The sequence below is a fragment of the Petrotoga halophila DSM 16923 genome, from assembly GCF_002924615.1.
Window position 1 is genome coordinate 1 of record NZ_JALY01000156.1, and the last position, 11,785, is coordinate 11,785.

General features: G+C 32.0%; 10 protein-coding genes and 1 pseudogene. All 11 read left to right on the top strand.

Features of this window, described 5'->3' with window-relative positions; translation table 11 throughout:
- Window positions 1-575: 575 nt before the first annotated feature.
- The 11 genes and pseudogenes from AA81_RS07605 (at window position 576) to AA81_RS07655 (ending at window position 11,607) form a co-directional block, all read left to right on the top strand.
- Entirely contained in the window at window positions 576-1,226 is a 651-nt protein-coding gene (locus AA81_RS07605) for a CpsB/CapC family capsule biosynthesis tyrosine phosphatase (protein WP_103898694.1), read from the top strand.
- 88 nt (window positions 1,227-1,314) lie between these two features.
- Window positions 1,315-1,752 carry a hypothetical protein gene (locus AA81_RS07610; protein ID WP_245863523.1) on the top strand — a complete coding sequence of 146 codons (438 nt, stop codon included), beginning with the start codon at window positions 1,315-1,317 and terminating at the stop codon, window positions 1,750-1,752.
- On the top strand, window positions 1,745-3,232 hold the full coding sequence (locus tag AA81_RS07615) for a sugar transferase (RefSeq protein ID WP_169999680.1): 1,488 nt from the start codon (window positions 1,745-1,747) through the stop codon (window positions 3,230-3,232). The genes AA81_RS07610 and AA81_RS07615 overlap by 8 nt, the downstream gene beginning before the upstream one ends.
- A 97-nt stretch (window positions 3,233-3,329) precedes the next feature.
- On the top strand, window positions 3,330-4,619 hold the full coding sequence (locus tag AA81_RS07620; protein WP_103898696.1) for a glycosyltransferase family 4 protein: 1,290 nt from the start codon (window positions 3,330-3,332) through the stop codon (window positions 4,617-4,619).
- An 87-nt stretch (window positions 4,620-4,706) separates the two neighbouring features.
- The gene (locus AA81_RS07625) at window positions 4,707-5,759 is read left to right on the top strand and encodes a polysaccharide biosynthesis protein (RefSeq protein ID WP_103898703.1); all 1,053 of its coding nucleotides are present in this window, start codon (window positions 4,707-4,709) and stop codon (window positions 5,757-5,759) included.
- A 24-nt stretch (window positions 5,760-5,783) separates the two neighbouring features.
- Window positions 5,784-6,893, top strand: coding sequence for a capsular polysaccharide biosynthesis protein CapF (locus tag AA81_RS07630; protein WP_103898697.1), 1,110 nt, complete (start codon window positions 5,784-5,786; stop codon window positions 6,891-6,893).
- Window positions 6,894-6,895: 2 nt separating this feature from the next.
- Window positions 6,896-8,020: a non-hydrolyzing UDP-N-acetylglucosamine 2-epimerase gene (gene wecB, locus AA81_RS07635; protein ID WP_103898698.1), complete on the top strand. Its 1,125-nt coding sequence runs from the start codon at window positions 6,896-6,898 to the stop codon at window positions 8,018-8,020.
- A 1-nt stretch (window position 8,021) separates the two neighbouring features.
- Window positions 8,022-9,239 carry a glycosyltransferase gene (locus tag AA81_RS07640; RefSeq protein ID WP_103898699.1) on the top strand — a complete coding sequence of 406 codons (1,218 nt, stop codon included), beginning with the start codon at window positions 8,022-8,024 and terminating at the stop codon, window positions 9,237-9,239.
- Complete coding sequence (locus AA81_RS07645) at window positions 9,236-10,465, top strand: glycosyltransferase (protein WP_103898700.1); 1,230 nt, start codon at window positions 9,236-9,238, stop codon at window positions 10,463-10,465. The genes AA81_RS07640 and AA81_RS07645 overlap by 4 nt, the downstream gene beginning before the upstream one ends.
- Window positions 10,466-10,636: 171 nt before the next feature.
- Window positions 10,637-11,284, top strand: a pseudogene (locus AA81_RS07650) (nucleotide sugar dehydrogenase); the annotation flags it as partial.
- Window positions 11,285-11,340: 56 nt separating this feature from the next.
- Entirely contained in the window at window positions 11,341-11,607 is a 267-nt protein-coding gene (locus tag AA81_RS07655) for a hypothetical protein (protein WP_103898702.1), read from the top strand.
- Window positions 11,608-11,785: the final 178 nt, after the last annotated feature.

The window sequence follows — 11,785 nt, forward strand, 5'->3', positions numbered from 1 at the left end:
GGAGCGGGGGAAGGGCGCTGACAAAGATTAAGCAAAACTTACATAAAAAGCACAAAAATTAATTCACAAAAAATCTACTTTTAAAAAGGGTCACAGGGCGAAGCCCTCCCCCTCCCAGTTTAAGGGACCGCAGGTCCCTTTTCCACATGCGTAGGTAGCGGGAGTTAAGAGACTGCAAGTCTCTTCCATAAAAGGGCGGGCTTCAGAATAAAGAAATAAAGATTTTCTTCCTTATGATCGAACTAGGGGATTAAAGGGACCGCAGGTCCCTCTTCCACGTCGGTGGGGAGCGGGGGAAGGGCGCTAACAAAAACTAAGCACAGCTTACATAAAAATCACAAAAATTAATTCACAAAAGTAAAAATCTGCTTTTAAAAAGGGTCACAGGGCGGAGCCCTCCCCCTGCTAGTTTAAGGGACCGTAGGTCCCTCTTCCACGTGGGCGTTAGATAAAACAGCATCATCCTCAATGAAAATGTAATGAAATTATAATAAAAATTTTGTTTTTATAAAAAATTGTGTTATAATTTCAGCGTTTCTTAATTCCATGAGAATATCTCAGGGGAGGTGCTCCCTATGTATATCGACATCAACACCCATCTTTTACCCAATGTTGATAATGGATCACAAACTCTTGAAGAAACGTTAAGAGTATTAAACAATTACAAACAACACGATATAACTCATGTTATCTTTACACTGCACATAAACCATCCAACCATAAAAACAGACATAACAAAAATAAAAGAAAAATACGCCGAGATAAAAAAGACAATAGAATACAACACCGGTGTAAAAACCTATTTAGCTTCTGAATTATACCTCACTCCACAATATACCGAATTCATTCCCTTCAACGATCACTTTGTTTTTATAACCCTACCAACACAAAAATTTCCATTATTTCTCCTCGACTCAATCTTTCAATTACAGTTGGATGGATACGATATCGTACTACTACAAGTTGAAAAATACGGCTGGCTTTTCGAAATGAAAGAAGTCCTTCACAGGTTAAGAGAAATAAACGTTCATTTCTGTTTGAGCTTTAGCGGCTTAAACTCAAAAGCGGCGAAATACTATATTAAAAGAAATTGGATCGATTTTCTAGCAACGAACAACAAAGCCAGCAACAACGAAAAAGAATTCAACCTAAACTTGTTCAAAAAATACTCTTACATAACTGAAAAGGCTTTTGACATCTTGAACATAAGCAATGTACCAGAATAAAACAATTTTTAATATTTGTTTAATATTTAATCGTTAAGATAATGTTATAATAAATCCTGAAAAACCTAACGGGGGGTTTGACTCGAAGATGCGAAAAGCAGCGGTTCACTTATTAGACATAGCGCTCATATTCATTATGAACGCCTTTATATTGAGCCTACCATTAACCATCTCAATAATCTCATCTCTAATAATATACCTCGGGATATACTCCTTCAGAACATACGACACAGAAACGATGAAAAGTTACACAGAATCTTTAATAAAAACCACCGTTGGAACTCTTGTGAGTTTCATTGCTATACTAATTATCTACTTCTTCCTCAGTAAGTACTTCAACAGATACTTTTTCCTTACCAACCTATTGTACACAATAGCCCTCTTGCCAATAATACACAAAATAGAATACAATATCTACGAAAAACACATGCCTGTAAAAAATTACTTTTTTAACATGCTAATGTTTTTCGCTTTTGAGATAATGTTGAATAATTTAAAACATAAAGGGGATGGAAATAATGGATGATATGAGTTTTGAGAGCACCTACCCCGTTAAATCATTACAGCAAAAAGTGCAGAAAAAGATAATAACAAGAGGCTTGAAAAAAACATTATTTGCTACAATTTTGTTTGTGACCGATGCATTTTTACTATTTCTATCTTTCTCCATAGCGTCATTTATCAAATTTGACGGAGTTTTTATAACAAATCTCTTTTCACTCGAATATGTTCCATCGTTCTATTTAATACTGATCATATTCTCTTTGTCGTACTTATTTAATAGATTGTATTCCTTTAAAACATACCTTTTCTGGGACGAAATGAAGAACATTTTAAAAGCATCTTTTTTCTCTCTGGTAGTCATCTTGTTTATATCCTTTTTGGGAAAAATATACTATTCAAGGTTTGTAGTAGTAATTGGAATAACATTATTCGTACTTTTTGAATTCATATGGCGTTATTTGTATCGAAAAATATTATATAAATATAATTTGTTTAGAACTAATGTCTTAGTCATAGGTGCAGGAGAAATGGGAAAAATAATCTCACAAAAAATAAAAGCTCACACCTTTACTACATATGATATAATAGGGTTTCTTGACGATGATGATAAAAAATCAAACAACACTATCAACGATTCTAAAGTTTTAGGTAAAATAGAAGATATTGATAAGATCATAGGCAAAGTATCAATTGATGAAGTAATAATAGCTATTCCGACTGCTAAGAGAGAAGAGTTATCAGAAATAATTTCACATTTAGAGGGAAAAGTAAGAAGAATAAAATTTATTCCAGACATGTACCAATTAATTACCTTTTCAACAGATATACAAGATTTTGATGGAGTAATGGCAATCTCATCTTCCCAAGGTTTGTTGAATCCTGTAAACAGGATCTTGAAAAGAAGCTTTGATATTATCTTTGGATTAGTTGGGTTATTGCTTTTTTTACCTTTATATATAATTATAGGATTAAAAATTAAACATGAAGATGGGGGTCCTATATTATTTAAGCATACAAGAATCGGGAAAGATTTACAAGAGTTCAAAATGTATAAATTTAGAACGATGGTTCCCAATGCAGAACAAAAATTGCAAGAGATGCTCGAAAAAGATGAAAAATTAAGGGAAGAGTTTTATAAAAATTTTAAGTTAAAAGATGATCCGAGAATTACAAAAATTGGCAACTTTCTAAGAAAATCGAGTCTTGATGAATTTCCACAATTTTTAAACGTAATTAAAGGTGATATGAGTATAGTAGGCCCTAGGCCGGTAGTAAAAAAAGAAGTAGACATGTATTATGGAAAAGAAGTTGCGCAAAGAGTTTTTACTGTCAAACCAGGAATTACAGGAATGTGGCAAGCCAATGGGAGAAGCGATGTGGAAGATTACGATGAAAGAATATCTTTAGATTTGTATTATATTCGAAATTGGTCCTTGTGGTTGGATATTGTGATCATATTAAAAACAATAAAATCTGTTTTGAATAGAAGTGGGGCATACTGATGAATCTAATTTATGTAAATCAGCATTTTCTGCCGAGAGTGAGCGATAATGGTTTTAATAGTTGAAATATATATTGAGCTAAAGGAGAAGAATTGATATGTCTAATGATTCTGACAAAAAAAGATTGTCGGTTTTATTAATTAATAATTACTTTCCGCCAGAAGTTGGTGCAGCTTCACATTTATATTATTATTTAGCCAAAGAACTTTTAAAAAGAGGACATGAAGTTACTGTTCTAACCGGTATTCCAAGATACAATGTAGATAAATCCGTCTATAACTATTACTTGGGAAAATTGAAAAACAACAAGTACTTTAGCGAAATTGTTGAAGGAATAAAGGTTATAAGAGTGAAATTACCGTTTGTTGAAAGAAATCAACTATTTCGAAGAGGTATTGAGCATTTCGAAATTGCATCAAAGCTTTTTAAATACTCAAAGTTACCTCTCAAAAATGTTGATATATCACTGGTTTATTCTCCTCCTCTAACATTATACTGGACAGCTAAAAAAATCAGGAAACTTACTGGAGCGCCATACATATTAAACGTTCAGGATTTGTTTCCACAATATGCCATCGATTTAGGAGTTTTAAAAAATAAATTCATTATCTCTTTTTTTAAGAATATAGAAAAAAAGGCGTATTGTTCTGCTGATCTAATTACTGTTCATTCGGAAAATAATAAAAAATACGTAAATAATATAACAGAACAACAAGAAAAAATCGTAGTAGTTGAAAATTGGATTGATAACAATTTGATAACGCCTGGTTCAAAGGACAATGAATTTGCTATAGAAAATCAGCTCACTGATAAATTTGTAGTTTCTTTCGCAGGAACTTTAGGATTTGCCCAAGACATTGAGATTATAATAAAAACTGCCAATGAATTAAAGGATTATAATGAAATAGTTTTTCTTATCGTTGGCGACGGGGTCAAAAAATCCGAATCTCAGATACTTATAGAAAAATATAACTTGAAAAATATTGTTATGCTTCCTACCGTAACCAAAGAAAAATATCCATTAGTTTTACACTCTTCGGATATATCTCTTGCTACTTTACATAAAAATGTAAAAACACCTACAATTCCTTCAAAAATTCTGAGTATAATGTCAGCAGGCATACCTATAATTGCTTCTATGAACTTAAACGGGGATGCTCCAAAATTGATTGAAAAGGCTAATGCTGGTTATACTGTTCCTGCAGGAGATTACAAATCAATGTCCGAAAAAATACTTCTTTTGTTCAAAAACAAAGAGCTCAAAGAAGAGTTAGGAAAAAATGGTAGAAAATATATAGAAGAAAATTTATCTGTACGTACGGCTGCCGATAAATATGAAAAACTTTTTCAGGAAGTAATTAAAACAAGCAAAGTAAAACATTCTTGAGAATAAGCGTCAACACAATACTGGTGACTCCCTATAATTCTTTCAAAACAAACAAAATATTGGAGGAAATTAAAAGTGGAAACAGTCATGTTCAAAGATAAAACTTTATTAGTTACAGGAGGAACAGGTACTTTTGGTAACGCAGTAGTTAGAAGGTTTTTGAATACAGATATTAAAGAAATACGGATCTTTTCTCGCGATGAAAAAAAGCAAGACGATATGAGAAGGTTCTACAAAAACGATAAATTAAAGTTTTTCATAGGCGATGTACGTGACATCCAAAGCGTTCGAAATGCCATGTATGGTGTAGATTACGTTTTTCAAGCTGCGGCATTGAAACAAGTACCCTCATGTGAGTTCTTTCCATTGGAAGCGGTTAAAACGAATATTTTAGGGACAGAAAATGTGCTCACAGCTGCAATTGAATTTGGTGTTAAAAAAGTAGTTTGCTTATCAACGGATAAAGCAGTTTATCCTATAAACGCAATGGGTATGTCAAAAGCCTTAATGGAGAAGATATTCGTTGCTAAGTCTCGAACTGTCGAACCTGATAAAACGTTGATTTGTGGCACAAGATACGGAAACGTCATGGCTTCACGAGGGTCGGTTATCCCACTGTTTGTGCAACAAATTAAAAGTGGCAAACCTCTTACAGTTACGAATCCTGACATGACAAGATTTTTAATGAGCATAGAAGAAGCTGTTGATTTGGTTTTATACGCTTTTCAAAACGGTAATCAAGGAGATCGATTTGTTAAAAAATCACCTTCCACAAAAATAGGAGACTTAGCCCAAGCGATGAAAGAAATCTTTGAAGTGGAAAACGAAATAAAAATAATTGGCACACGGCATGGAGAAAAGATGCACGAAACACTTCTTACAAAAGAAGAACATCTTGTTTCTGAAGATTTAGGAGATTTCTACAGAATTCCTGCAGACACAAGAGATTTAAATTACGAAAAATACTTTGAAGAAGGAACATATGACTTATCAAAGTATGTTGATTATAGGTCTGATAACACAACCATTCTAAACGTTGAACAAACTAAAGAGAAGCTTCTTTCTTTAGATTATATACAAAAAGAACTTGAGGACTTCAAAAAAGGCGGAACTAAGCCAATAGCGAGTGAAGGGTTTTAAAAACAGTGAAAGGTTGGTTGTCACATGAAAATATTAGTTACAGGTTCAAAAGGATTTGTGGGTAAGAACTTAGTTTTAGAACTTAAAAACTCTGAATATGAAGAAATTTATGAATACGATATAGATACACCCAAAGAAAAATTAGATGAATATACCAAAAATTGTGAATTCATCTTTCATTTAGCCGGAGTGAACAGACCTAAAGATCCTAATGATTTTATGAAAGGCAATTATGGCTTCACTCTTGAACTTTTAGAAAAACTCAAAAAAAACCATAATAAAAGTCCATTACTTTTAACTTCTTCCATTCAAGCAGAATTCGACAACCCTTATGGCAAAAGCAAAAAAGCAGGGGAAGAGTTATTATTTCAATATTCAAAAGAAAATGATACAGATGTATACATATACAGACTTCCTAATCTTTTTGGTAAATGGAGTAAGCCTAATTACAATAGTGTGGTATCCACTTTCTGTTATAATATATCAAGAGATTTAGACATAAAGATAAATAATCCAGAAGCAGAAATAACCCTATGTTACATAGATGATGTAATAAACGAATTTAAAAGAGCATTAGCTGGTAATCCAACAAAAAAAGGTGATTACTGTTATGTTCCTATTACCCATAAAATAACGGTAGGAGAACTAGCAGAAACTATAAAAAGTTTTAAAGAAATGAGAAAAAGCTTGGAAGTACCTGACATGAAAGATCCATTAATTAAAAAATTGTATAGCACTTACCTGAGCTATTTACCAGAAGATAAATTCAGTTACGAGCTTAAAATGAATGTAGATAATAGAGGATCTTTCACTGAATTTATTAAAACCTTAGACAGAGGTCAAGTCTCTATCAATATCTCTAAACCTGGAATCACAAAAGGCAATCACTGGCATCACACGAAAAATGAAAAATTTTTGGTTGTGTATGGTGAAGGAATCATTCGATTCAGAAAAATAGATTCGAAAGAAGTTATAGAATATAACGTAAGTGGGACTAAATTAGAAGTAGTGGATATTCCTCCTGGATACACACATAACATACAAAACATCGGGGATACGGACATGGTTACGGTTATGTGGGCAAACGAACCTTTTGATCCAGATAATCCTGATACCCACTATTTGGAGGTTTAGTTGTGAAAAAACTCAAAGTGCTGACAGTTGTCGGAACAAGACCAGAAATAATAAGACTTTCTCAAGTGATCAAGAAACTAGAGGAATCAGAAGCTATAGATCATTATTTAGTACACACAGGTCAAAACTATGACTATGAATTAAACGAAGTTTTTTTCGAGGATTTAGAATTAAAAAAGCCTGATTACTTTTTAAATTCCGCTACTGAGAATGCTGTAGAAACTATAGGAAATATTTTGATGAAGATAGATCCTGTTTTAGAAAAAGTTAAACCAGACGCCTTTTTAGTCTTAGGAGACACAAATAGTTGTCTATCAGCCTACGCAGCAAAAAGAAGACATATTCCGGTATTTCACATGGAAGCAGGTAATAGATGTTTTGATCAAAGGGTTCCTGAAGAATTGAATAGAAGAATAGTGGATCAAATAGCGGATATAAACTTAGTATACAGTGATTTAGCAAGAGAACACCTAATTCGAGAAGGTTTCCCTTCCGATAGAGTCATAAAAACAGGAAGTCCAATGTATGAAGTACTTCAAAGTAAAACAAAAGAGATTGAAAAATCTCAAATATTGAGCAAATTGGATTTAAAAGAAGACCAGTATTTTGTAATTTCTGCTCATAGGGAAGAAAACATAAATTCAGAGAAAAATTTTAATGGCTTGGTTGAGAGTATAAATGCAATTGCTGAAAAATATCAACTCCCCATAATCTTTAGCACTCATCCAAGAACAAGAAAAAAGATTGAATCAAAAGGAATAAAACTTCATCCACTAATTCGAACTGAAAAACCTTTTGGATTCATCGATTATATTAAACTACAATTAAATGCAAAAGCTGTTTTAAGTGACAGTGGGACTATAAGCGAAGAAACTTCGATATTAAAATTGAGGGGCCTTAACATTAGAGAAGCTCATGAAAGACCTGAAGCAATGGAAGAAGCCACAGTAATGATGGTAGGACTTAACAAAGAAAGAATATTTCAAGGATTAGAAATATTAGAACAACAAAATAAAGAAACAATAAGGCCTGTGTCAGATTACTTAGTACCCAACGTATCTGAAAAGGTTTTAAGAATAATTATCTCATATACAGATTATGTCAACAGGGTTGTCTGGGGGAAATAAGATGAAAGTATTACAAGTAAACACTGTTTGTGGTACAGGAAGTACGGGAAGAATTGCCGCTGACATTCATAAAATGCTTATAGAGCAAGGGCATGAAAGCATTGTTGCATACGGAAGAGGAACTGCTCACAATTGCGATAATACCATAAAAATAGGAAACAATTTAGATTTTTATAGACATGCTTTAAAAACAAGAATATTAGACGAACATGGATTTGGTTCAAAAAATGCGACTCGTAAATTCTTAGAAAGAGTAAAAAATTATAACCCGGATATAATTCATTTGCATAACGTACATGGGTATTACATAAATATAGAGCTTTTATTCAACTTTTTAAGAGAATACAATAAACCTATAGTATGGACTTTGCATGATTGTTGGGCATTTACAGGGCATTGTTCATATTTTGATTTTGCTAACTGTTATAAATGGGAAACTCATTGTCAAAAGTGTCCTGAAAAGAAAAGTTACCCTAAGAGTACTTTTCTTGATAATTCTTATGATAATTTTGAAAAAAAGAAAGAGTTATTCACCGGTTTAAAAAATATGACGTTAGTTACTCCCTCACAATGGTTGGCAAATTTAGTAAAAAGATCTTTTTTAAAAGAATATCCTGTAAAGGTTATAAACAATGGAATTGATTTGAACGTTTTCAAACCGACTCCAAGTGATTTTAGAAAAAAATATGATTTAGAAAATAAGTTTATTATTCTAGGTGTTGCAAGTCCATGGACAAGAAGAAAAGGCTTAGAATATTTTATCGAACTTTCTAAAATGCTTAGTGACAAAGAAGCAATTATTTTAGTAGGATTATCTAAAAAAGGAATAAAAGATTTACCTAAAAATATTGTAGGTATAACAAGAACAAACTCACCCAAAGAACTAGCTGAAATATATACCGCAAGTGATATATACTTTAACCCTACATTGGAAGACAATTTTCCAACAACGAATTTAGAAGCACTTGCTTGTGGAACACCAGTTATTACCTTCAACACAGGGGGTTCAATTGAAACGATAGATAGCTCAACTGGTTATATAGTCGAAAAAGGGGATTTGCAAGAGGTAAAACAAATAATCCAAAGAACGGAAAAAGAAGGAAAAGATAAATATTCAAAGCATTGCATTACAAGAGCAAATAATTATTACGATAAAAACAAGAAATTTTTAGAATATATTGAATTGTATGAAAAATTGGGAAAAGAGGTTCAAATATGACAAAGAATGACCACTTAAAAATAATTCATGTTTGCCAATATTATAATGAAGGTTATGGTTATCAAGAAAACCTTTTGCCACGTTATCAAGCAAAACTAGGTCATAAAGTAATGGTAATTACATCGGATAGAATGTCTTATTTTAGCGGAGGAAAAGATCCTAAAATAGTTGGGAGTGGTGAGTTTGAAGATAATGGAATTAGAATATTAAGGTTACCTATTAAAACTGAGCTCAAAGGGCGATTTGTTGTTTTTAATAATTTATACGACATTTTAAAAAGAGAAAAGCCTGATTATATTTTCCATCATGGGTTAATTTCCCCTTCTATAAAAACAGTTTGCAAATATAAAAAAAAGAATCCTTCTACCTTTTTGGTAGCAGATAATCATGCTGATTTGGACAATTCGGCGAGGAATCCTTTATGGAGGTTATCATATTATAGAATTTACTCAACTTTTAGGCTTAAAAAATGCATTAACTATATTGACCTAGTTTTTGGAGTTACCCCTGCACGGTGCTATTTTGCTGAAAACGAATTAGGCATTCCACATGATTTAATTAGATTATTACCAGTCGGTGCTGATGAATTTACGGTTAAAGAGCATTTAGAAAAAAAAGATTTTTTAGATAATAATTATAATAATATAAATAATAAATTGAAAGTGGTCACTGGGGGCAAATGGTCTGAGGGAAAAGGGTTAAAGGAACTAATTAGTGCTGTACAAGATTTAAACGTTGAATTACAAATATTTGGCAAGTTAGACGATAGTTATACAAAGAATATAATTGAACAAGCTCCAAATAATGTTACATTTCTTGGATGGCAAGATAGGATAGGAACTTTAAGGTTACTAGCAAGTGCAGATGTGGCTGTTTGGCCAAAGCTACATACAACGTTAGTAGAAGATGCTATAGCAACTAAAACTCCTTTAATTCTTAGATATCAAGGAAATACTTCACATCATATTCGAGAAAATGGGGTATATTTATTTACTGGAACAAGTATTGAGATTAGGCAAATTTTGGATATACTCTCGAATTCTGAAAATTTAATAAATAAAATGAAAGAAAACAGTAAGAAACAACTTGATTTATTATCCTACAAAAGAATTGCAAAGGAAAGTATTGAATATTACTATGATAAAAGTGCAAAAACGACTCACGAGGTGTTTATGAATGATCCATTATGTAATCCTTCTAATAGGGATTTTCACAAACTAAGCTAAAGTTGGGCTAGGAACGCTAATATCAAGTAAATTCACTTAAATATAACATATTTTTTAATTCTTCACTCATATCTAATTCTTTCTATTCGCTGTTCCTGGAAGGAAATCAAAAGAAACAGTTTTCTTTAACTTTACTGACTTATTTTATTCATTAAAAAGGCTAATTAACAAATGAAAATCACAGTTGTAGGTCTGGGATATGTGGGACTATCATTGGCAGTACTACTTTCTCAATACAATGAAGTTTTAGCCTTAGATGTGGTAGAAGAAAAAGTAGACATGATTAACAACAAAAAATCACCCATAACAGACAAAGAAATACAAGATTACTTAAATACAAAAAATCTCAATTTAACAGCCACAACTGACAAGCAAAAGGCTTATAAAAATGCAGAATATATAATAATAGCAACACCCACAGATTATGATACGGAAAGAAACTATTTTGATACAAGTTCTGTTGATAGCGTTATAAAAGATGTACTTGAAATAAACCCAAAGGCAATAATGATAATAAAATCAACTATTCCCGTTGGATATACAAAAGAAGCAAGAGAAAAATTCAAAACCGAGAATATAATATTTTCTCCAGAATTCTTAAGAGAAGGAAAAGCTTTATACGATAACTTATACCCTTCAAGAATAGTCATTGGAGAAAAGAGCGAAAGAGCAAAATTATTTGCAGATCTGTTATTACAAGGAGCAATAAAAAAAGATGTCCCAACATTATTCACAGACTCCACAGAAGCCGAAGCGATAAAATTATTTGCCAACACATATTTAGCTATGAGAGTATCTTTCTTCAATGAATTGGACAGTTCTCATGTGTTTATTCTTATTTCAGAGAAAAGTTTCCTGTAGACGGCGTTAAAGCTATGGGTAGTGGATTACTTATTGTATTTTCTAAACTAACCGGCATTCAAGAATTGATTACTGATGGAATCCAAGCCTTCGTAATTAAAAACGATAAAAGGATGGATTTAGAGTATATTACTACAGTTCTAAAAAGTTTTATCTCTGAGTTACATATAATTCACAAAATGTTAGATGCAGTTTTGAAAACTTTAAAAAGTGTGACGTGGAGGGAAAATGCCATAAATATGTTTCAAATTATAGCAGATAATTGGGGAGCGAAATTCTGATGGAAGATAATGTATATAGAATAGACAAAAATTTTGAATTAAGTCAAATGAATCAAAAAACCAAGACTAATTATTTACTAATCGATATAATTTTTCTACTTGTAATCATTTCTATATTACAAGAATTTTCTTTTTTTAATTCTTATTATCCCCTAATTAGAAAAGTTATTTATTTAAT

Coding starts and splice junctions, on each gene's coding strand:
- AA81_RS07620 (WP_103898696.1), top strand. CDS start 3,330: ATGTCTAATGATTCTGACAAAAAAAGATTGTCGGTTTTATTAATTAAT.
- AA81_RS07640 (WP_103898699.1), top strand. CDS start 8,022: ATGAAAGTATTACAAGTAAACACTGTTTGTGGTACAGGAAGTACGGGA.
- AA81_RS07610 (WP_245863523.1), top strand. CDS start 1,315: ATGCGAAAAGCAGCGGTTCACTTATTAGACATAGCGCTCATATTCATT.
- AA81_RS07630 (WP_103898697.1), top strand. CDS start 5,784: ATGAAAATATTAGTTACAGGTTCAAAAGGATTTGTGGGTAAGAACTTA.
- AA81_RS07605 (WP_103898694.1), top strand. CDS start 576: ATGTATATCGACATCAACACCCATCTTTTACCCAATGTTGATAATGGA.
- AA81_RS07655 (WP_103898702.1), top strand. CDS start 11,341: ATGGGTAGTGGATTACTTATTGTATTTTCTAAACTAACCGGCATTCAA.
- AA81_RS07645 (WP_103898700.1), top strand. CDS start 9,236: ATGACAAAGAATGACCACTTAAAAATAATTCATGTTTGCCAATATTAT.
- AA81_RS07615 (WP_169999680.1), top strand. CDS start 1,745: ATGGATGATATGAGTTTTGAGAGCACCTACCCCGTTAAATCATTACAG.
- AA81_RS07625 (WP_103898703.1), top strand. CDS start 4,707: ATGTTCAAAGATAAAACTTTATTAGTTACAGGAGGAACAGGTACTTTT.